Origin of the sequence: Citrobacter sp. wls829 (genome assembly GCF_005280825.1) — a bacterium.
Lineage (GTDB): Bacteria > Pseudomonadota > Gammaproteobacteria > Enterobacterales > Enterobacteriaceae > Citrobacter > Citrobacter gillenii.
Map to the genome: position 1 here is coordinate 52,052 of NZ_SZWP01000075.1, position 20,993 is coordinate 73,044.

A 20,993-nucleotide genomic window follows, 5' to 3' on the forward strand; every position below is an offset into this window, starting at 1 on the left:
TCCGGCAAGACGTATGCCGCAATCATCCAGGGACAAAGCAATGAGTGTCAGATTAACGTTTAACGCCGAGCGTCGTCATGCCTGGCGACAGCAAGGACTGTGGGGTGATGCCTCACTGGGCGATTACTGGAGCCAGACCGCCCGGGCCGTACCGGATAAAATTGCCGTGGTCGATAATCACGGCGATGCCTACACCTACGCCGCACTCGACCGCGCCGCCAGCAGCCTGGCCACCTGGTTTTTAGCCAGCGGCATTCAACCCGGCGATCGTGTGGCCTTCCAGTTGCCGGGCTGGTGTGAATTTACCGTAATTTATCTGGCTTGCCTGAAAACCGGCGCCGTTTCCGTACCGCTACTGCCTGCCTGGCGCGAAGCAGAGTTGGTATGGGTGCTAAACAAATGTAAGGCGAAGCTCTTCTTTGCGCCAACCCTGTTTAAACAGACTCGCCCGGTGGATCTGATCCTGCCCTTACAGAATCAGTTGCCGCACCTGCAACAAATTATCGCCGTGGATAAACTGGCCCCGGCAACTGCTTCGCTGGCGCTAAGCCAGCTTCTGACCTCCCCCCCGTTAACCCACACCGTTAGCGTGCACGCCGACGCGTTAGCCGCCGTGCTGTTCACTTCCGGCACAGAGGGTATGCCAAAAGGAGTAATGCTGACCCATAACAACATTCTCGCCAGCGAACGCGCCTACTGCGCCCGCCTTAACCTCAACTGGCAGGATGTTTTTTTAATGCCTGCACCGCTGGGGCACGCCACCGGTTTTCTGCACGGCGTCACGGCCCCCTTTTTAATCGGCGCACGCAGCGTGCTGCTGGATATTTTTACCCCAACAGCCTGTCTTGAACTGCTGGAGCAACAGCGCTGTACCTGCGTCCTCGGCGCCACGCCCTTCGTCTATGACATGCTGTGCTGCGTGGAAAAACGGCCTTACGACCTCTCATCGTTACGCTTTTTCTTATGCGGGGGCACCACCATTCCGCAGAAAATTGCCCGCGAGTGTCAGCAGCGCGGCATTAAGTTGTTAAGTGTTTACGGCTCGACCGAAAGCTCACCGCATGCAGTGGTGAATCTCGATGATTCGCTTTCCCACATGATGAATACCGACGGCTACGCCGCTGCGGGCGTTGAAATTAAAGTGGTTGACGAGGCACGTAATACGCTGCCACCTGGCGTGGAGGGCGAAGAAGCCTCGCGCGGGCCGAACGTGTTTATGGGCTACCTTGATGAACCCGAAATGACTGCCAGAGCACTGGATCAAGACGGCTGGTACTACAGCGGTGACTTATGCCGCATGGACGAGGCGGGCTACATTAAGATTACCGGACGTAAGAAAGATATTATCGTGCGCGGTGGCGAAAATATCAGCAGCCGTGAGGTTGAGGACATTTTATTGCAGCATCCGCATATTCACGATGCCTGCGTGGTGGCAATGCCGGACGAGCGTTTAGGGGAAAGGTCGTGCGCTTACGTGGTGCTTAAACCGCCACATCACTCGCTGTCGCTGGAATCGATGGTGGCCTTCTTTAGCCGCAAGCGGGTAGCAAAATACAAATATCCAGAACATCTGGTGATTGTCGATAAATTACCGCGCACCGCCGCCGGTAAAATTCAGAAGTATCAACTTCGTCAGGATATTATTCAGCGCCTGAGCAAGGTATGAATGCCGGATGGCGACGCTCTCGCGCCTTATCCGGCCTACGAATAATGCTGACCGTAGGCCGATAAGGCATTTACGCCGCCATCCGGCAGGGTATTACTTGTTCAGTTCCGCCAGGCTCAGCCAGGTCTGTACGACGGTGTCCGGGTTCAGCGACAGACTGTCGATCCCCTCTTCCATCAGCCAGGCCGCGAAGTCTTCGTGGTCAGAGGGGCCCTGACCGCAAATACCCACGTATTTACCCTGTTTCTTGGCCGCGCGAATCGCCATCGACAGCAGCGCTTTCACCGCGTCGTTACGCTCATCAAACAGTTCAGACACCACGCCGGAATCACGGTCCAGCCCCAGCGCCAGCTGCGTCATGTCGTTCGAGCCGATAGAGAAACCGTCGAAGTACTCAAGGAACTGCTCAGCCAACAAGGCGTTGGATGGGATCTCACACATCATGATAATCTTCAGCCCGTTTTCACCGCGCTTCAGACCCTGACGAGCCAGCTCTTCCACCACTGCCTTGGCCTGCGCCACGGTACGCACAAACGGCACCATCACTTCAACGTTAGTCAGTCCCATCTCGTTGCGCACACGTTTCACCGCGTCACATTCGAGTGCGAAGCAGTCGCGGAAGCTGTCTGCCACGTAACGGCCTGCCCCGCGGAAGCCCAGCATCGGGTTCTCTTCATGCGGCTCGTAACGCTCGCCGCCGACCAGGTTGGCATACTCGTTGGACTTAAAGTCTGACATCCGCACAATGACGCGTTTTGGATAGAACGCCGCACCCAGCGTCGCGATCCCTTCGGTCAGACGACCGACGTAGAATTCACGCGGCGAATCAAAACCTTTCATCATTCCGCGGATTTCGTTTTGCAGTTCCGGCGTCTGGTCATCAAATTCCAGCAGCGCGCGAGGATGCACGCCAATCATGCGGTTGATGATAAATTCCAGACGCGCCAGCCCGACACCTTCGTTTGGCAGGCAAGCGAAGTCGAATGCACGGTCCGGGTTACCGACGTTCATCATCACCTTCAACGGCAGGTCCGGCATCGTTTCGACGCTGGAACTCTTAACGCTAAAGTCGAGCATATCGGCATACACGTAGCCGGTGTCACCTTCGGCACAGGAGACGGTCACATTCTCGCCTTCCGTGATGCGATCGGTTGCATCACCACAGCCTACTACCGCCGGGATCCCCAGTTCACGGGCGATGATTGCCGCGTGACAGGTACGACCACCACGGTTGGTGACAATCGCCGCCGCTTTTTTCATGATCGGTTCCCAGTCCGGGTCGGTCATGTCAGTAACCAGCACGTCACCAGGTTCAATGCGGTTCATTTCGCTGATGTCATGAATGACTTTTACCGGACCCGCACCGATGCGGTGGCCGATAGCACGGCCTTCAGCAATGATTTTGCCCTGCGCATGCAGCGTATAACGCTCCATCACCTGGCCGCGAGAACGAACGGTTTCCGGACGCGCCTGCACAATAAACAGCTTGCCGGTGTGACCGTCTTTCGCCCATTCAATGTCCATCGGACGACCGTAGTGCTTCTCGATTTGCACCGCCTGCTTCGCCAGTTCCTGCACTTCCTCGTTCGTCAGTGAGAAAATATCGCGCTGTTCCTGCGGCACATCTTCGATCGTCACCTGTTTGCCGTGTTCCTGGGTCGGCGCGTAGATCATGCGGATTTTTTTCGAACCCATGGTGCGACGCACGATAGCCGGACGGTTAGCCGCCAGGGTCGGTTTGTGCACATAGAATTCATCCGGGTTAACGGCACCCTGCACCACCATTTCGCCCAAGCCCCATGCGGAGGTGATAAACACCACCTGATCGAAGCCAGATTCTGTGTCGATAGAGAACATGACGCCCGAAGAGGCCAGGTCGGATCGCACCATCCGCTGAACGCCAGCAGAAAGCGCTACGCCGCGGTGGTCATAACCCTGGTGCACACGGTAAGAAATTGCACGGTCGTTAAACAGCGAAGCAAAGACGTGCTTGATGGCCACCAGCACGGCATCAAAGCCCTGGACGTTGAGGAACGTTTCCTGCTGACCGGCAAATGAAGCATCAGGCATATCTTCTGCGGTGGCGGAGGAGCGCACGGCAAAAGAGGCATGGGCATCGTCCGCGGAAAGCTGCGCGTAGGCATCACGGACGGCATTTTCCAGCTCAGGCTGGAAAGGAGTGTCGATAATCCACTGGCGGATCTGCGCCCCGGCTTTGGCAAGCTCGGTGACATCGTCGATATCCGTTTTATCCAGCAGTTCATAAATGCGCTGGTTTACACCGCTTTGCTCCAGAAACAGGTTAAACGCATCGGCGGTCGTTGCAAAACCATTCGGTACGGAAACACCCATACCTGAAAGGTTAGTAATCATTTCACCCAGGGAGGCATTTTTGCCTCCAACTCTGTCTACATCATTCATGCCGAGTTGGTTATACCAAAGCACCAGCGGTGACGAGCCATTGTTGGACATCGAACAATCCTTATATATGAACGAGGTTAGGAAACTCAATTTTGCGTAATTATCTTGGCATATTTACCGCGGCGAAAAAAACGGTGAATCGTTCAAGCAACTTTATTTTTTATTTTTTCAGATTGTTTCCGCATTTGCGCAAACCCGCGAGCGGCACGGGATCACCACAAAAACAGTCGGTCTAAACATTCGTTCCGAAAAATGAAATGTACTTTTCAGTAAATATAAAAATACCGTTTCATTTTATAAAATGGCGACAACAATATTCGCTTCTGACGCATTTTAATTTATGCTTTCAGAGAATTATATCTGCCCCCAGGATGAGCAAAATGGATAATGCTGTTGATCGTCACGTATTTTATATTTCTGATGGCACGGCCATCACCGCAGAGGTATTGGGCCACGCAGTGATGTCGCAATTTCCGGTTACGATCAGCAGTATTACGCTGCCGTTTGTTGAAAATGAGAGCCGCGCCCGCGCGGTGAAAGACCAGATTGACGCCATTTACCAGCAAACGGGCGTACGCCCGTTAGTGTTCTACTCCATTGTATTGCCGGAGATTCGCGCAATCATTTTGCAAAGCGAGGGCTTCTGTCAGGATATCGTCCAGGCGCTGGTCGCACCGCTGCAACATGAGATGAAACTCGACCCGACTCCAATCGCTCATCGCACGCACGGACTGAATCCCGGCAACCTCAATAAGTACGACGCACGCATTGCCGCCATTGATTACGCCCTCGCCCACGATGACGGTATTTCGTTGCGCAACCTCGATCAGGCGCAGGTTATTTTGCTCGGCGTCTCCCGCTGCGGTAAAACGCCAACCAGCCTGTATCTGGCGATGCAGTTTGGCATTCGGGCGGCGAACTACCCCTTTATTGCCGATGATATGGATAACCTGGTACTGCCCGCGTCGCTAAAACCGCTGCAACACAAACTTTTTGGTCTGACCATTGATCCAGAACGTCTGACGGCGATCCGCGAGGAGCGTAGAGAAAACAGTCGTTATGCCTCGCTGCGTCAGTGCCGCATGGAAGTAGCCGAAGTTGAAGCGTTATACCGTAAAAACAAGATCCCATGGCTCAACAGTACCAACTATTCGGTAGAAGAAATTGCCACCAAGATCCTCGATATTATGGGACTAAATCGTCGCATGTACTAGAATGCTAGTGCAATGGTTCATTTTTTGTTAGCATAAACTTTGGCTTGCGAGGTGTGACACGCCTCGCACTTGAAATCAGCAGGGATTGGTTTATCGTGATGCGCATCACTTCCCGGTAGTCCTGCCGTTGAAGCAACAAATTTCTGAGACACGTAATGAACCGAACTGATGAACTCCGTACTGCGCGTATTGACAATCTGGTCACTCCCGCTGAGCTGGCGCAACGGCATCCTGTGTCGTCCTCTGTCGCTCATCACGTGACGGATTCCCGACGCCGGATAGAAAAAATACTGAATGGCGAAGATCCTCGTTTGCTGGTGATCGTGGGTCCCTGCTCGATTCACGACCTCGATGCGGCCCTGGAGTACGCCACGCGCTTGCAGACGCTGCGCACCCAACACCAGGCACGCCTGGAAATCGTGATGCGGACCTATTTTGAAAAACCGCGCACCGTCGTCGGCTGGAAAGGCTTAATTTCCGACCCGGACCTTAACGGCAGCTACCGCGTTAACCACGGCATTGAGCTGGCGCGTAAACTCCTGCTACAGGTCAACGAGCTGGGGGTCCCTACGGCCACCGAATTCCTCGATATGGTCACCGGCCAGTTTATTGCCGATCTGATCAGCTGGGGCGCTATCGGCGCACGTACTACCGAAAGCCAGATCCACCGTGAAATGGCCTCTGCGCTGTCCTGCCCGGTTGGGTTTAAAAACGGGACGGATGGTAATACGCGTATCGCCGTCGATGCGATTCGCGCTTCCCGCGCCAGCCATATGTTCCTCTCACCGGATAAAACCGGTCAGATGACCATCTATCAGACCAGCGGCAACCCGTACGGGCATATCATCATGCGCGGTGGTAAAAAGCCGAATTACTTTGCAGAAGATATTGCCGCCGCCTGCGATACGCTGCATGAATTTTCGCTGCCGGAGCATCTGGTCGTCGATTTCAGCCACGGCAATTGCCAGAAGCAGCATCGCCGCCAGCTGGAAGTGTGTGATGACGTCTGTCAGCAAATTCGCAATGGCTCAACGGCCATTGCCGGGATTATGGCAGAAAGTTTCCTGCGCGAAGGGACACAAAAAATCGTCAGCGGTCAGCCGCTGGTCTACGGTCAGTCCATAACCGACCCCTGCCTGAATTGGGAAGATACCGAACTGCTGGTCGAAAAACTCGCGGCTGCGGTGGATAGCCGCTTCTAACTTTTTCGCCGGGTAGCATATGTTACCCGGTGACAATCCCTTGTTTTCCTCCTGTTTTTTCCTCTTTTTTGCTCAAAAATCGCTCTCGTCACAATTTTTTCACAAAAAGGCTTGCCGCAAATTTTTACTTTTATGATAATGATTATCATTGTTACATTGATTGTTATTTTTAAACACTATGTCACGTATGGATAACACAACGGCAACGCCTGCAAAAAAGAAGACACCACTCCCTGCCCCCGTCGCTGAGCGTCGAATTGACAGCAAAAGCCTGCTGGGCAATGAGGGACGTGTGATCATTGAGCATGACGGGCAGCATTACCTGCTGCGCCAGACCCATGCCGGAAAACTAATTTTAACGAAATAACCCCACACATTTCGCCAGCCACCCAGGTTATCCCCAGGCAGCCAGCGCTTTTCGAGTTTCTAATGGAGAGTTGCTATGCCTTACCTGCACACCGCGAGGATGCGCCCATCGCTGCTGGCGCTGGCGATCGTCTGCAGTCTTCCTGGCGCCGCCTACGCGGCGGTTGAAGACATGACCGTTACCGCGACCGGCAATGCTCGCAGCGCCTTTGAAGCACCGATGATGGTCAGCGTCATCGACGCGACGGCCCCGGAAAATCAAACCGCCAGCTCCGCCGCAGACCTGCTGCGCAGGGTCCCCGGCCTGACTCTTGACGGCACCGGTCGCACCAACGGCCAGGACGTCAATCTGCGCGGCTACGACCGACGCGGCGTGCTGGTACTGGTTGACGGCGTCCGTCAAGGCACTGACACCGGACACCTCAACAGCACCTTCCTCGATCCTGCCCTCATCAAGCGTATTGAAGTGGTGCGCGGCCCGTCCGCGCTGCTGTACGGCAGCGGCGCACTGGGCGGCGTCATTGCCTATGAGACGGCGAATGCCAGCGATCTACTGGGCGCGGGAAAAAACAGCGGGTATCGCGTGTTCGGTACCGCTGCCACGGGGGATCACAGCCTCGGGATGGGTGCCAGCACGTATGGCCGCACCGATACGCTGGACGGACTGCTGTCCTGGTCCAGCCGTGACCGGGGTGACCTCCGTCAGAGTAACGGCACCACCGCGCCGAACAACGAAGCGATTAATAATATGCTGGCGAAAGGCAGCTGGAAAATTGACAACGCCCAGACGTTGGCCGGCTCACTGCGCTATTACAACAACGATGCACGGGAACCTAAAAACCCGCAGGCCAGTGACGCTGACAGCAGCAATCCAATGACCGACCGTTCGACGATCCAGCGCGATGCCCAACTGACCTACTCGGTAGCCCCGGCGGATAATAACTGGCTGAATGCCGATGCGCGCATTTACTGGTCTGAAGCGCGCATTAACGCACAAAACCCGGATGCCACCGGCGAGTTTCGTAAGCAAACCACCACAGGTGGGAAGATTGACAACCGTACGCGCCTGTTTAGCGACACCTTTGCCGCGCATCTGCTGACATATGGCGGCGAGTACTATCGTCAGGAGCAAAAACCAGCGGGAGCCACTACCGGTTTCCCACAGGCGAAAATTGATTTCAGCTCCGGCTGGCTACAGGACGAAATCACCCTGCGTGACCTGCCGGTGACCTTGCTGGGCGGCACGCGTTATGACTCTTACCGCGGTAGCAGCGACGGTTACGCAGATGTCGATGCCGATAAATGGTCGTCCCGCGCAGGAATGACCGTAACCCCAACCGACTGGCTGATGCTGTTTGGATCTTACGCCCAGGCCTTCCGTGCGCCAACCATGGGCGAAATGTACAACGATGCAAAACACTTCTCCATCGGTCGCTTCTACACCAACTACTGGGTACCTAATCCGAATCTGCGCCCGGAAACCAACGAAACGCAGGAGTATGGTTTTGGTCTGCGCTTTGACGATTTGCTGCTGGCGAACGATGCCCTTGAATTTAAAGCCAGCTATTTTGACACGAAAGCGAAAGACTATATCTCCACCCGCGTCGATTTCGCCGCCGCAACGACGATGTCCTACAACGTTGCTAACGCCAAAATCTGGGGCTGGGACGTGATGACAACTTATTCCACCGATCTGTTCAGCCTGGATCTGGCCTATAACCGCACGCGCGGCAAAGACACCGACACCGGTGAATATATTTCCAGCATTAACCCGGACACCGTCACCAGTAAGCTAAACGTGCCTGTCGCGCACAGCGGTTTCTCAGTTGGCTGGCTCGGTACCTTTGCCGACCGTTCAACCCATATCAGCAACAGCTACACTAAACAGCCCGGCTATGCGGTCAACGACTTCTATGTCAGCTACCAGGGGCAGCAGGCGCTGAAAGGCATGACCACCACGCTGGTGCTGGGTAACGCCTTTGACAAAGCGTACTGGTCGCCGCAGGGCATTCCACAAGATGGACGCAACGGCAAAATTTTCGTGAGTTATCAGTGGTAATCACTTTGCCCCGGACACCGGGGCAGCAATCGGAAAGGAAGAGGCAATGAATTACTACACCCGCTGGCTGGAACTGAAAAAAGAACATCCTGGCAAGTACGCCCGTGACATCGCAGGTCTGCTGCATATCAGCGAAGCTGAACTAGCCTTTGCGCGCGTTGGTCATGACGCCTGGCGCCTGCGCGGTGAGGTGCGCGAGATCCTCTGTGCACTGGAGGCCGTGGGCGAAACCAAATGCATTTGTCGCAATGAATACGCAGTGCATGAAGTTATTGGTGCGTTTACGAATCAACACCTGAACGGCCATGCTGGGCTCATTCTGAATCCGCGCGCCCTCGATCTGCGCCTGTTCTTGAATCAATGGGCCTGCGCATTTCACATCAGCGAGAACACCGCTCACGGCGAGCGCCAGAGCATCCAGTTTTTCGATAGTCAGGGCGACGCGTTGCTAAAGGTCTACACCACGCAGCATACCGATATTGCTGCCTGGGGCTCGCTGCTGACCCGTTTCATCTTTGCGGAAAACCCACCGCTGATGCTGCAAACACTCGAAACCGCCGTTTGTGGCGTTAACGCAGACGCTACGGCGGTAGATGCAGAGTGGCGCACCATGACCGATGTGCACCAGTTTTTTGGCCTGCTGAAATGCCACAACCTAACCCGTCAGCAGGCCTTTCGCCTGGTGGGTGACGATCTGGCCTGCAAAGTGGCGAACAGTGCGGTGGCCCAATTGCTGGAAACTGCACGTCAGGATGGCAACGAAATTATGGTATTTGTCGGCAACCGCGGCTGCGTGCAGATTTTTACCGGCGTGGTAGAAAAATTGGTGCCAATGAAAGGCTGGCTGAATATTTTCAACCCGACCTTTACGCTGCATCTGCTGGAAGAGACCGTCGCCGAGACGTGGGTCACGCGTAAGCCGACCGCTGACGGTCACGTCACCAGCCTGGAACTGTTTGCAGCAGACGGTACGCAAATCGCCCAGCTGTATGGGCAACGTACGGAAGGCGAGCCAGAACAGAAGCAATGGCGTACGCAAATCGACGCGTTAGCACCGAAAGGGCTGGCCGCATGAAGATACTGTGGGTCCTGATGGCGTTTCTGCCGCTGACGGCTCAGGCCGCGCCCGAAGAGAAAGTGGTCGCCCTCGGCGGTGACGTGACAGAGATTGTCTTCGCGCTGGGCGCGCAGTCATCCCTTGTGTCGCGGGATAGCACCAGCCAGTGGCCGGCGGCGGCAACGGCATTGCCGGACGTGGGCTATTTACGTCAGCTCAATGCCGAAGGGATCCTGGCCACCCGCCCTACGCTGGTTTTGGCCAGCGCGCAGGCGCAGCCCTCATTGGCGCTTGAACAGCTCAAGCAAAGTCAGGTCAACGTTGTTACGGTGCCGGCAGGTAATGCGCTTAGCGTGATTGATGAGAAAGTCCGGGTGATTGCACAGGCAACCCATCGTCAGGCTCAAGGCGAGGCGCTACGCCAAACCCTACGCCAGGCGCTGGCTGAACTGCCCTCCTCGGAACTCAACAAACGCGTGCTGTTCATTCTCAATCACGGCGGAATGACCGCCATGGCGGCCGGACAGCAAACCGGAGCCGATGCAGCCATTCGTGCCGCAGGTTTGCGCAACGCTATGCAAGGGTTTACCCGTTACCAACCCTTGTCTCAAGAAGGAGTGATTGCCAGTCAGCCCGATCTGGTGGTGATTTCCCAAGACGGCGTCAACGCGATGGGGGGTGAAGATAATCTGTGGACGCTGCCGGGACTGGCGCAAACGCCCGCTGGTCGTAATAAGCAGGTGTTGCAGATTGACGATATGGCATTGCTGGGTTTTAGCGTGCGTACGCCGCAGGCCATCCAGCAACTGCGTGCCAAAGCGGAGCAATTGCCCTGATGCCCTGGCGTATCACCTGCTCTTTGTGGATGCTGGCCGCTACGCTGGTCGTGATGACGATTGTGGCCACCGGTTTTGGCGCATTGCGTCTGCCGGTAAGCCTTTTCTGGCACGAGGGAGATGGCGCGCTGCGTCAAATCTGGCTCACTATTCGACTGCCGCGCGTGCTGCTGGCGCTGGTGATTGGCGGTTCACTGGCGCTGGCGGGCTGTGTGATGCAGGGGTTGTTTCGCAATCCACTTGCCGATCCGGGTCTGTTGGGGATCAGTAGCGGAGCCGCCTGCGCCGTCGCATTGTGGGTAGTATTACCGGTCACCTTACCGGCGCTGCTGATGCTGTATGCCCCGATGCTGGCGGCATTTCTCGGCGCACTCGCCACCACCGGAGTGATTTTTATCCTCAGTCAACAGCGCGACGGTTCGCTTTCACGCCTGTTGCTGGTGGGTATTGCCATCAATGCATTGTGTGGAGCTGCGGTCGGCGTGTTGTCGTGGGTCAGCAATGATGCGCAACTGCGCCAGTTGTCGCTGTGGGGGATGGGCAGTCTGGGGACCGCGCAGTGGTCAACACTGCTGGCGGTCACTTCGCTGATGCTGCCCACGGTGCTTTTCATCTGGCGTTTAGCCCCGACGCTGAATCTGCTGCAGCTCGGAGAGGAAGACGCGCACTATCTTGGCGTGGATGTCCGTCGGGTGCAGTGCATTTTACTGCTATGCAGCGCACTGTTAGTAGCCGCAGCCGTCGCGGTCTGCGGCGTAATTGGTTTTATCGGTTTGGTTATCCCTCATTTGATACGCATGTGGCTTGGTAGCGATCATCGGGCGGTGATCCCAGGTTCTGTATTGGCGGGGGCATGTTTACTGTTGATCGCCGACACCCTCGCGCGAACAGCGGTTTCGCCCGCTGAGATGCCGGTGGGTCTGTTGACCAGTATTCTCGGTGCGCCGTGGTTTTTGTGGCTTATTTTTCGTCAGCGAGGTCCGCATGGCTGAATATTTCATCGCCGAAAATCTGTACTATCATGTGGCGGATCGTTCGGTGATTCGCGACGTGTCACTGACGCTGACAAAGGGTGAACTGGTGGCGTTGATCGGCCCAAATGGTGCGGGAAAGTCCACGCTGCTGCGCCTGCTGACCGGCTTTCTGACACCGACAGCCGGGCGCTGCTTACTGAACGGAAAACCGCTGAATGACTGGCGTATACAGAGTCTGTCTCGCCATCGCGCAGTCATGCGGCAACAAACACAGATAGGCTTTGACTGGCAGGTCGAAGCCGTGATCGCCATGGGGCGAGCGCCCTGGACCCAACGACCCGAACCGGCGCTTATTGCTCAGGTGATGGCGATGACCGGATGTACACCGCTAGCTGGCAGGCACTACGCCGCGCTTTCCGGCGGCGAGCAGCAACGTGTACAGCTTGCCCGTGCGCTGGCGCAGTTGTGGTGCGACGGCGCGCCGCGCGGCTGGCTATTCCTTGATGAACCTACTTCAGCGTTAGATCTCTACCACCAGCAGCAGCTGTTACGTTTGTTAACGTCGCTAACGGCTGCGGGGGAGTTACACGTATGCATAGTCCTTCACGATCTCAATCTTGCCGCGCTGTGGGCCGACAAAATTATCTTGCTCCATGACGGACATATTGTCTCTCAGGGGACGCCGGAAGCCGTATTACAGGCCAATGAGCTGATGCGCTGGTACGGCGCTCAGCTTCACATTGGCCTGCACCCGACTAACGCCTCGCCGCAGGTTTTTCTCGCCCGTTAGCTTGAACAACTGACTTCCAGCCGCTTACCCCAGTCTGGCGGACGGCTGACATAGTCATCATCCCTGTCGGCATACGGCGTGCGCAACGCAATGTGTAAGCGATGCAGTTCAGCGTAATCCCCCTGCTCTGCCTGGCTAATTGCCCGCTGCGCCAGCCAGTTGCGTAACACTATTGCCGGGTTGGCAGCTTTCATTTGCGCCTGTCTTACTTCGTCCGCCACGTTATCCTGTTGCAAACGTGAACGATAGCGCGCAAACCAGTCATCAAATGCTGCGCGGTCGATAAACTCATCGCGCAACGGCGAAGACACACTATGTTGCTCCGTCTGACTCAGCATACGAAACGTTCGCGTAAAATCGCTTCTTTCCCGTGCCATCAGGCTAAACAGTTCGCTGAGCAATTCGTTATCGTTTTTTTGCTCGCTAAAGAAGCCCAACTTTTGTCGCATTCGCTGCCCATAACGGGTCAGCAGCGCCAGTTGATAGTTATCCAGCGCGTCATTGAGTGCGTCGGCCGCAATAAACGGCGACAGGGTTTGCGCCAGCCGCTGCAAATTCCACAGCGCGGCAGCCGGTTGATTATCGAAACTGTATCGCCCCTGGTGATCCGAATGATTACAGATAAAATCAGGCACATAGTCATCCAGAAAACCGAAGGGACCGTAGTCCATCGTCAGCCCCAGAATCGACATGTTGTCGGTGTTCATCACCCCGTGCGCAAACCCTACCGTCTGCCAGTCGGCAATTAAGGTCGCGGTGCGCGTGACCACGTCCTGAAACCACCGTTGATATTTATCCGCCTCGTCCTGCCAGTGCGGCCAATAATAGCGAATCGCAAAATCGGCCAGTTGACGTACTTTTTCGGGTTCACGACGATAGTAGAAGTGTTCAAAGTGACCAAAGCGCATATGACTTTGCGCCACGCGAATCAGCATCGCCCCGGCTTCTACCGTTTCGCGGTAGACCGGCGTGTCGCTGGTGACCACCGACAGCGCTCGCGTCGTGGGGATCCCGAGATAATGCATGGCTTCGCTGGCCAGACTTTCGCGGATCGTCGAACGCAGTACCGCACGCCCGTCTCCCATGCGCGAATATGGCGTAAGTCCCGCGCCTTTCAGATGCCAGTCAAGCGTCGAGCCATCGGCGAGCAGCTGTTCGCCCAGCAGGATCCCGCGTCCGTCACCCAACTGCCCTGCCCAAACACCAAACTGATGTCCGCTATAGACCTGCGCCAACGGCGACATGCCGGGAAGCAGCGTTTCACCGCCGCAAACGCCTGCGTTATTTTCACTATTAAACAACGTAGCCGGGATCCCTGATTGCTCAGCAAGCATATCGTTATGCCAAATTACGCGCGCATTTTTCAGGGGAGTAGGCGAAAGTGCCGTATAGGTTGCTGGCAATTCATCACGCCAGCGGGTGGTAAAAGACAGGGTCATAGGGCCTCCTGCCTCTAGTGTAGACTGTTAACGAACGGTTAAACACCGGCAAATGCAAGGGTTATCCTTGCATCAATGAGGTTATCTGCGCGGGTAAGACAGCTGGCCATAGCGCACCCTGCATGGCGCTGAATCCCAGGGGCAATACCCGTTCGAGCATCTCCTGCGTATCAATGCCGCTGATGATTATTGATTCGCAGTCTGGGGATATTTGTGCCTGAATAGCGCGCATAAAAGGCTCAAACGAATTTTGCGTAATACGTTGTTGAATAAAGTGTTTATCCAGTACGACACGTTTGAACAGGCCATCAAAAATTGCACGCGTGGATATGCCTGGCGCACCAAAGTTGGTCAAGACTAATGGAAATCGCGCCGCTAATGCCGCCAGTATTGGATTTTCTTTACCCTTGTTTAACTCGGGAAAACTTTCATTAATGGTTAATTCAATAAATGAAAATCGTTCAATACGCGAAGCATATTCTGCATCTAATAATAAAGTATTAGCGACTGCTGGAGTTAAATTAAGCCACGCAGAAATGTTGCGTTGAATAAAAAAATGTTGGCATGTTTCGATTAATTCGAGTTTTTCGCTAAATAAACGACGCTGCTCATCGTCCGACATCCGAGGTATGACCAACCCTGATGGCATATGCACTACGCCGTCAGGACTAACAAAATGGGTGATGATGTCTACGTATTTAAGATCGCCTCCTGCACTTCTCGCAGGAAGAAAAGAGAACTCAGAATGATAAAGATTATCCAGTGAAACTATCATTGTGCCAGCCCCGCTGCATGGGTGTAATCCGGCATCCTGTAGCAAAGGATGGAAAAATACGTCACATCAGATGCAAATTGAGGCTCTTTCATTTTTCCCTTTTTAGCCAGTAAATCGAATCCTTTTTTTTAGCTTATCCTGATTATAAGCTAATATCCAGCTTTGTACTTTTTAATAACTCGGCATAAATCATATTTTTAGCAAAATACTCTCTTAATGCACAGGGTTATTGTCAGTGCAGCAGCTGAAGTGAAAGTTGACTTTAAATGGCGATGATGGAGCTGCTTCATACATGACCAGCCCCATCACCCGGGAGATTTAAATACGTCGCGCCTGCCAGAAATTTTTACGCCAGTAGACATTATCAAGCGAGGAGCGCATCACGCCACGACTGGTGGAGGCATGAATAAATTGATTATTGGTATCGTAAATACCGACGTGTAGCCCGCTTTCACCCGATCCGGTTTTAAAGAAAACCAGATCGCCTGGCAGCAATTCATCTTTATCAATTTCGGTACCAATCTTTGACTGCGTGCGCGTATCGCGTGGTAATTGCAGGTCGAATTTATCGCGCATCGTCATCAGTACAAAGCCAGAACAATCCACGCCGCTCCGGCTCATTCCTCCATAACGATAAGGTGTACCACGCCAGTGCTGTAACTGGTCGTTAAGACCGGCAATCACGGCGATAGAGTCCGATAACCGGGCATTGGGTGCGGGAGCGCGATGGCTACTGCACCCTGCCAAAAACAAAGCTGTGATAAAAAGAAGCCAAAAACGCATGCAGGACGAATCCTCTATTTTTTATTCTTGCGCCAATTTAGCGTGGAAATAATGGGGTTTTCAAGAGCCCATTTAACTTAAGTGGTTGATATGAGCATTCTGTGGCCTTCGATATCCAGACGACGGAAGTTTACGCCATAAGCCTGAGAGAGATTAGCCGGCGTCAGCACCGCATCGCGTGTACCACTGGCCAGCAGCTTCCCGCGCTTGAGTAACCAGGCTTTGTGCGCATGACGCAACGTATGGTTCAGGTCATGACTGCTCATCACAATTGCAATTCCCTGCTGACAGAGTCGGCCCAATAGGCGGTCCAGTGCATTTTGTTGCGCAACATCCAGACTGTTCATCGGTTCATCTAACAGCAACAGTTGGCCGTGCGGATTAGCCTGCGGACAAATTTGCAGTATTACCGCCGCAAGACGCACCCGCTGCCATTCGCCGCCAGAAAGCTGATTCGACCCACGTCCAAGTTTATCACCCAACCCAAGCGCGTCGGCCGTCTCCTGCAGCAAATCGGTACGCGTTTTATCAGGCTGATGCAGCGTCAGAAAATGCCAAACTGGCATGGCAAACGGGGGGTTTTGTTGTTGCGCAAGATAAGCGCGATGTTGCGCCAGTTTTGCCGCAGGCCAGTCATCGAGCGGCACATCACCCAACACGATGGTTCCTTCACCGGTCGTTAACCCCGCCATCCTCGCCAGCAGCGTGCTTTTTCCTGCGCCGTTGGGTCCGACAAGGTGTAGGATCTCCCCGGCCCTTATCTCACCGGAAAGCGGGCCAAGCCGGGTCGATTCCGCCACATTCTGGAGCTGCATCAAAGGAGACATTATTTTGCCAGCGCCGCGTTGATATGTTCCACAAGGATGGGGTCTTCAGGCGTCATATCGGGTGAAAAACGCTGTAAAACCTGACCATCGCGCCCGACTAAAAACTTCTCGAAATTCCACAGAATATCGTCCGGATAGAGCGGCGCGCGCCCTTTGCTCGCCATGCGCGCATAAAACCCACTGTCGGCTGGCGCTACGGCGGTGGGCGCGGCGGCAATCAGCTTCTGATACAGCGGATGGCGCGCTTCGCCGTTGACATCTATTTTACTGAACATGGGGAAAGTAACGCCCCAGGTAGTACTGCACCAGGTTTTAATTTCCTCTTCACTACCGGGTTCCTGACCGAGAAACTGATTGCAGGGGAACCCCAACACGGTAAATCCCTGCTCGTGCCATGTTTTCTGCAGATTCTCCAGTTGCTCATACTGCGGCGTTAATCCACATTTTGAGGCAACATTAACAATTAACAGAACTTTTCCGGCATACGCTTGTAATGAGACGACATCTCCGTCGATAGTCGTCACTTCGGTATTGAAAATAGTGTCTTGCATAGCATCTCCAGGTGGATAGTCAGCGATCAATTTTCCGTGTTTAATCATAGTCCGAACCGCAGACGTCTAGCGCCCGGATTTTAACAATAACCAGATAAATACCGGTGCACCCATGGTTGCCGTTACCACGCCGATAGGCAGTTCAGCCGACGCCAGCACCAGACGTGCCACAACATCCGCTAACAGTAATGCAATAGCCCCCGCCAGCGCACAGCCAGGCAGTAATACGCGATGATCGGTTAATCCACACAGTCGCAGAATATGCGGGATAACCAGGCCGATAAAACCAATGGCGCCAGCAAGCGCCACGCTGACCCCCACCATCCAGCCAGTGGCCACCACCAGCAGGTTCCGCCAGAACCATAAAGGCAGCCCTAGCTGGCGCGCAGACGTCTCCCCCAGCGCCAGCATATTCATCGGCTGCGACTGACAGCAAATCCACAGTAAAACGGGCAGCAGCGCGACCATCAGCCAGGCCTGCTGCCAGTCAACACCGCCAAAGCCGCCCATCATCCAGTACATTAACTGTCGCAGATCAAAAGAGGTTGAGAAGTAGATAGCCCACGTCATCAAGGCGCTACAAATAATACCCAGCGCCACGCCCGCCAGCAGCAGACGGCTGGTCGACAGGTGGCGGCGGGCAAAACGCAGAAGGATAAGCGTGATGATCAGCGCCCCGGCAATCGCGCACAGGCCCAGCGCCCAGCCGGGTAACTGGCCCTGCCCCAATAGCACCGCGGCGATGAGTCCAACGCCTGCGCCGTTAGACACGCCCAACAGGCCTGGTTCGGCTAAGGGGTTTTCGAACAGCGCCTGCATCACAGCACCGGACAGCGCCAGCGCGGCACCGACCAGCAGTACGGCCAGCGTACGAGGAAGTCGAATTTGCCAGACGAACAGATCGCCACGGGCGCTAAACCAGTTGCCGGGCGCAATCCACTGTTCGCCTGCGCACAGGCTGAGGATCGTTGCCAGCAGCATCAGCGCTGACAGAGACAATATCCAGCGTACATTTCGTCGCTGTTGTTGATGGGCGAAGGTCAGCATGTTTTCCATTCTGCTGAAAAGAGATGGGGGGATTTTACGGCGCTGATTCGGTAGTGGAAAGGAAAAAGGCCGCAGAGCGGCCTTTTTAGTTATACCCGTCATACTTCCAGCCGCATGTGCGTTGGCTTTACTCGCTCACCCCAGTCACGTACTTATGTACGCTCCTGGAGATTCGCTGCGTCGCCGCCTTCCTGCAACTCGAAGTATTTAGGGTATATATACGTCATGCTTTTCACTGCCGCTTTGATGGCGGCGTAAGTGACTTAGCGGAACGTCAAATCACTCTTCTTTGGGCGTTGCGTTTTCGACCCGACTTTTTAACTTCTGTCCGGGTCTGAAGGTCACCACGCGCCGTGCTGTAATGGGAATATCTTCGCCCGTTTTCGGGTTACGTCCCGGGCGTTGATTCTTATCACGCAGATCGAAGTTACCAAAACCAGAGAGTTTTACCTGCTCACCATTTTCCAGAGCACGACGGATCTCTTCGAAAAACAGCTCGACCAGTTCTTTGGCATCCCGCTTGCTAAGCCCAAGCTTATCAAACAGATATTCTGACATTTCAGCTTTTGTAAGCGCCATAGGTTCAATCCCTCAATGATGCCTGGAATCGCTCTTTTAATGCCTCTACACATTTGGCGACGGTAGCGGCAATCTCCTCTTCTTCAAGTGTACGGCTGGTATCCTGAAGGATCAGGCTGATAGCGAGGCTCTTATAACCCTCCGCAACACCCTTACCGCGGTACACGTCAAATAAGTTTACGCCAACTACCTGATTTACGCCAACTTTCTTACACTCGGATAAAATATCCGCAGCGGGAACGTTTTCTGCCACCACCACGGCGATATCACGGCGGTTCGCTGGGAAGCGAGAAACTTCACGAGCCTGAGGCACCACGCGGTCTGCGAGCTTGTTCCACTCCAGTTCAAACACTAAAGTGCGACCGTTCAGATCCAGTTTACGTTCCAGCTCAGGATGAACAACCCCAATGAAACCAATACGTTCACCTTTCAGATAAATCGCCGCAGACTGGCCCGGATGTAATGCCGGATTGGCTTCAGCTTTGAACTGAATGTCACCCAGTTTACCGGTCAGGTCGAGAACCGCTTCCAGATCGCCTTTCAGATCATAGAAATCAACGGCCTCTTTTGCCAGGTTCCAGTGTTCATCATGACGGTTGCCGCAGATCGCACCTGCCAACATCAGATCCTGACGGATCCCGAGGTTAGCCTGGGTATCGGGAACAAAACGTAAACCCGTTTCGAAAATACGCACGCGGTTCTGCTGACGGTTCTGGTTATACACCACCGTAGACAGCAAGCCGGTCCACAGGGACAAACGCATTGCCGACATGTCGATTGAGATTGGGCTTGGCAGCAACAGCGCTTCTTCACCCGGATGCAGCAGCGCCTGAACTTTCGGGTCGACGAAGCTGTAGGTGATCACTTCCTGGTAGCCTTTATCATTGAGCATGGTTTTGACACGCTTCAGCGATAAATCTGCTTCGCGATGCGTCCCCATGATCAGGCCTGCCTGAATAGGCGTATTCGGGATATTGTCATAACCGTATACGCGGGCAATTTCTTCGACCAGGTCTTCTTCAATCGACATGTCGAAACGCCAGCTCGGTGCAACCGCCAGCCACTCATCCTGGCCTTCCGTCACGTCACAACCCAGACGACGCAGAATATCGCTCACCTGCTCATCGGCAATATGATGGCCAATCAGACGATCCAGTTTGCTACGACGAAGCGTAATGGTTGCGCGTTTTGGCAGCGTGGCTTCGGTCGTCACATCGATAACCGGACCGGCTTCGCCGCCGCAGATATCAATCAGCAGACGCGTTGCACGCTCCATAGCTTTGTGCTGCAGTGCCGGATCGACGCCACGCTCATAGCGGTGAGAGGCATCGGTGTGCAGACCGTGACGACGCGCGCGACCCGTAATGGACAGCGGGCTGAAGAACGCACATTCCAGCAGGACGTTTTGCGTCTCATCATTCACACCAGAGTGCTCTCCGCCAAAGATGCCGCCCATTGCCAACGCTTTGTTGTGGTCAGCAATAACCAGCGTATCCGCATTCAGTTTTGCTTCGCTGCCGTCCAGCAATACCAGGGTCTCACCCTCTTTTGCCATTCGCACAACAATTCCGCCTTCAATGCGGTCTTTGTCGAACGCATGCATCGGCTGACCCAGTTCGAGCAGTACATAGTTGGTCACATCAACCACGGCATCGATGGAACGGATCCCGCAACGACGCAGTTTCTCTTTCATCCACAGCGGCGTTGGTGCTTTAACATTGATACCTTTAACCACACGGCCCAGATAGCGCGGACAGGCGTCAACGGCTTCAACCTGGATTGGCAGCACGTCATCAACTGTCGCCGCCACAGGAACGATTTCCGGCTCAACCAGCGGGGCTTTGTTCAGTACCGCAACATCGCGTGCAACACCGATGATGCCTAAGCAGTCGGCGCGGTTCGGCGTAACGCTGATTTCGATAGTGTTATCGTCAAGCTTCAGGTATTCGCGGATATCGGTGCCAATCGGCGCATCCGCCGGCAGTTCGATAATCCCGTTATGATCATCGGAAATACCCAGCTCAGAGAACGAGCACAGCATCCCTTCTGACGGCTCACCGCGCAGTTTGGCGGCTTTAATCTTGAAATCGCCCGGCAGAACGGCACCGATGGTCGCCACGGCGACTCTTAATCCCTGACGGCAGTTAGGTGCGCCACAGACGATATCCAGCAGACGATCGCCGCCCACATTAACTTTGGTGACACGCAGTTTGTCTGCGTTCGGGTGCTGGCCGCACTCAACCACTTCACCGACCACTACGCCGTTAAATTCACCGGCAACGGCTTCAACGCCGTCGACCTCGAGGCCCGCCATGGTGATCTGGTTTGACAGCGCATCGCTATCAATTGCCGGGTTTACCCATTCGCGTAACCACAGTTCACTGAATTTCATTGTTTTATCCTGCCT

18 protein-coding genes are annotated in these 20,993 nt (G+C 54.6%); 9 read left to right on the forward strand and 9 right to left on the reverse strand.

Annotated elements, in window-relative coordinates; translation table 11 throughout:
• The first annotated feature begins 40 nt into the window (after positions 1-40).
• Positions 41-1,666, forward strand: a complete 1,626-nt coding sequence (fadK, locus tag FDW88_RS16820; protein ID WP_137362996.1) for a medium-chain fatty-acid--CoA ligase — start codon at positions 41-43, stop codon at positions 1,664-1,666.
• A gap of 93 nt (positions 1,667-1,759) precedes the next feature.
• Here fadK and ppsA read toward each other — a convergent pair whose 3' ends face one another.
• Positions 1,760-4,138: a phosphoenolpyruvate synthase gene (gene ppsA / locus FDW88_RS16825; RefSeq protein ID WP_117343008.1), complete on the reverse strand. Its 2,379-nt coding sequence runs from the start codon at positions 4,136-4,138 to the stop codon at positions 1,760-1,762.
• A 329-nt stretch (positions 4,139-4,467) separates the two neighbouring features.
• Between ppsA and ppsR the strand changes: the two genes are divergently transcribed.
• From ppsR to FDW88_RS16865, 8 genes are all read left to right on the forward strand, one after another.
• Positions 4,468-5,301, forward strand: coding sequence for a posphoenolpyruvate synthetase regulatory kinase/phosphorylase PpsR (gene ppsR / locus FDW88_RS16830; RefSeq protein WP_096757238.1), 834 nt, complete (start codon positions 4,468-4,470; stop codon positions 5,299-5,301).
• Between the two features lie 155 nt (positions 5,302-5,456).
• Positions 5,457-6,503, forward strand: a complete 1,047-nt coding sequence (gene aroH / locus FDW88_RS16835) for a 3-deoxy-7-phosphoheptulonate synthase AroH (protein ID WP_096757239.1) — start codon at positions 5,457-5,459, stop codon at positions 6,501-6,503.
• Between the two features lie 178 nt (positions 6,504-6,681).
• The gene (hemP, locus tag FDW88_RS16840; RefSeq protein WP_135912137.1) at positions 6,682-6,870 is read left to right on the forward strand and encodes a hemin uptake protein HemP; all 189 of its coding nucleotides are present in this window, start codon (positions 6,682-6,684) and stop codon (positions 6,868-6,870) included.
• A gap of 75 nt (positions 6,871-6,945) precedes the next feature.
• A complete protein-coding gene (locus FDW88_RS16845) occupies positions 6,946-8,928 on the forward strand; it encodes a TonB-dependent hemoglobin/transferrin/lactoferrin family receptor (protein ID WP_137362997.1) in 1,983 nt (660 codons plus the stop codon).
• Between the two features lie 46 nt (positions 8,929-8,974).
• The gene (locus FDW88_RS16850) at positions 8,975-10,003 is read left to right on the forward strand and encodes a hemin-degrading factor (RefSeq protein WP_137362998.1); all 1,029 of its coding nucleotides are present in this window, start codon (positions 8,975-8,977) and stop codon (positions 10,001-10,003) included.
• On the forward strand, positions 10,000-10,821 hold the full coding sequence (locus FDW88_RS16855) for a hemin ABC transporter substrate-binding protein (protein WP_137362999.1): 822 nt from the start codon (positions 10,000-10,002) through the stop codon (positions 10,819-10,821). The genes FDW88_RS16850 and FDW88_RS16855 overlap by 4 nt, the downstream gene beginning before the upstream one ends.
• Positions 10,821-11,813, forward strand: coding sequence for an iron ABC transporter permease (locus FDW88_RS16860; protein ID WP_137363000.1), 993 nt, complete (start codon positions 10,821-10,823; stop codon positions 11,811-11,813). Before FDW88_RS16855 ends, FDW88_RS16860 begins: the two co-directional genes overlap by 1 nt.
• Positions 11,806-12,585, forward strand: coding sequence for a heme ABC transporter ATP-binding protein (locus FDW88_RS16865; RefSeq protein WP_137363001.1), 780 nt, complete (start codon positions 11,806-11,808; stop codon positions 12,583-12,585). The genes FDW88_RS16860 and FDW88_RS16865 overlap by 8 nt, the downstream gene beginning before the upstream one ends.
• Here the strand turns inward: FDW88_RS16865 and selO are convergent.
• The 8 genes from selO to pheT all read right to left on the reverse strand — a co-directional run bounded on the left by selO (position 12,582) and on the right by pheT (position 20,978).
• Positions 12,582-14,024: a protein adenylyltransferase SelO gene (gene selO / locus FDW88_RS16870; protein WP_137363002.1), complete on the reverse strand. Its 1,443-nt coding sequence runs from the start codon at positions 14,022-14,024 to the stop codon at positions 12,582-12,584. The two genes, FDW88_RS16865 and selO, sit on opposite strands and share 4 nt — an antisense overlap.
• A 61-nt stretch (positions 14,025-14,085) precedes the next feature.
• Positions 14,086-14,799 (reverse strand): EAL domain-containing protein, encoded by a 714-nt coding sequence (locus FDW88_RS16875; RefSeq protein WP_115258658.1) that lies wholly within the window; start codon positions 14,797-14,799, stop codon positions 14,086-14,088.
• A gap of 318 nt (positions 14,800-15,117) precedes the next feature.
• Positions 15,118-15,582 carry an NlpC/P60 family protein gene (locus FDW88_RS16880; protein WP_096757248.1) on the reverse strand — a complete coding sequence of 155 codons (465 nt, stop codon included), beginning with the start codon at positions 15,580-15,582 and terminating at the stop codon, positions 15,118-15,120.
• A 77-nt stretch (positions 15,583-15,659) separates the two neighbouring features.
• Positions 15,660-16,409, reverse strand: coding sequence for a vitamin B12 ABC transporter ATP-binding protein BtuD (btuD, locus tag FDW88_RS16885; protein WP_117343000.1), 750 nt, complete (start codon positions 16,407-16,409; stop codon positions 15,660-15,662).
• Complete coding sequence (locus FDW88_RS16890) at positions 16,409-16,960, reverse strand: glutathione peroxidase (RefSeq protein WP_137363003.1); 552 nt, start codon at positions 16,958-16,960, stop codon at positions 16,409-16,411. Before FDW88_RS16890 ends, btuD begins: the two co-directional genes overlap by 1 nt.
• Before the next feature lie 66 nt (positions 16,961-17,026).
• Positions 17,027-18,007 carry a vitamin B12 ABC transporter permease BtuC gene (gene btuC / locus FDW88_RS16895; protein WP_096757251.1) on the reverse strand — a complete coding sequence of 327 codons (981 nt, stop codon included), beginning with the start codon at positions 18,005-18,007 and terminating at the stop codon, positions 17,027-17,029.
• A gap of 279 nt (positions 18,008-18,286) precedes the next feature.
• Entirely contained in the window at positions 18,287-18,586 is a 300-nt protein-coding gene (ihfA, locus tag FDW88_RS16900; RefSeq protein WP_003030571.1) for an integration host factor subunit alpha, read from the reverse strand.
• A 4-nt stretch (positions 18,587-18,590) separates the two neighbouring features.
• The gene (pheT, locus tag FDW88_RS16905; protein WP_115258661.1) at positions 18,591-20,978 is read right to left on the reverse strand and encodes a phenylalanine--tRNA ligase subunit beta; all 2,388 of its coding nucleotides are present in this window, start codon (positions 20,976-20,978) and stop codon (positions 18,591-18,593) included.
• Between the last annotated feature and the right edge of the window lie 15 nt (positions 20,979-20,993).

Bases quoted from the DNA above. Each gene is read 5' to 3' on its own strand.
- fadK (WP_137362996.1), top strand. From the start codon at position 41: ATGAGTGTCAGATTAACGTTTAACGCCGAGCGTCGTCATGCCTGGCGA.
- ppsA (WP_117343008.1), bottom strand. From the start codon at position 4,138: ATGTCCAACAATGGCTCGTCACCGCTGGTGCTTTGGTATAACCAACTC.
- ppsR (WP_096757238.1), top strand. From the start codon at position 4,468: ATGGATAATGCTGTTGATCGTCACGTATTTTATATTTCTGATGGCACG.
- aroH (WP_096757239.1), top strand. From the start codon at position 5,457: ATGAACCGAACTGATGAACTCCGTACTGCGCGTATTGACAATCTGGTC.
- hemP (WP_135912137.1), top strand. From the start codon at position 6,682: ATGTCACGTATGGATAACACAACGGCAACGCCTGCAAAAAAGAAGACA.
- FDW88_RS16845 (WP_137362997.1), top strand. From the start codon at position 6,946: ATGCCTTACCTGCACACCGCGAGGATGCGCCCATCGCTGCTGGCGCTG.
- FDW88_RS16850 (WP_137362998.1), top strand. From the start codon at position 8,975: ATGAATTACTACACCCGCTGGCTGGAACTGAAAAAAGAACATCCTGGC.
- FDW88_RS16855 (WP_137362999.1), top strand. From the start codon at position 10,000: ATGAAGATACTGTGGGTCCTGATGGCGTTTCTGCCGCTGACGGCTCAG.
- FDW88_RS16860 (WP_137363000.1), top strand. From the start codon at position 10,821: ATGCCCTGGCGTATCACCTGCTCTTTGTGGATGCTGGCCGCTACGCTG.
- FDW88_RS16865 (WP_137363001.1), top strand. From the start codon at position 11,806: ATGGCTGAATATTTCATCGCCGAAAATCTGTACTATCATGTGGCGGAT.
- selO (WP_137363002.1), bottom strand. From the start codon at position 14,024: ATGACCCTGTCTTTTACCACCCGCTGGCGTGATGAATTGCCAGCAACC.
- FDW88_RS16875 (WP_115258658.1), bottom strand. From the start codon at position 14,799: ATGATAGTTTCACTGGATAATCTTTATCATTCTGAGTTCTCTTTTCTT.
- FDW88_RS16880 (WP_096757248.1), bottom strand. From the start codon at position 15,582: ATGCGTTTTTGGCTTCTTTTTATCACAGCTTTGTTTTTGGCAGGGTGC.
- btuD (WP_117343000.1), bottom strand. From the start codon at position 16,409: ATGTCTCCTTTGATGCAGCTCCAGAATGTGGCGGAATCGACCCGGCTT.
- FDW88_RS16890 (WP_137363003.1), bottom strand. From the start codon at position 16,960: ATGCAAGACACTATTTTCAATACCGAAGTGACGACTATCGACGGAGAT.
- btuC (WP_096757251.1), bottom strand. From the start codon at position 18,007: ATGCTGACCTTCGCCCATCAACAACAGCGACGAAATGTACGCTGGATA.
- ihfA (WP_003030571.1), bottom strand. From the start codon at position 18,586: ATGGCGCTTACAAAAGCTGAAATGTCAGAATATCTGTTTGATAAGCTT.
- pheT (WP_115258661.1), bottom strand. From the start codon at position 20,978: ATGAAATTCAGTGAACTGTGGTTACGCGAATGGGTAAACCCGGCAATT.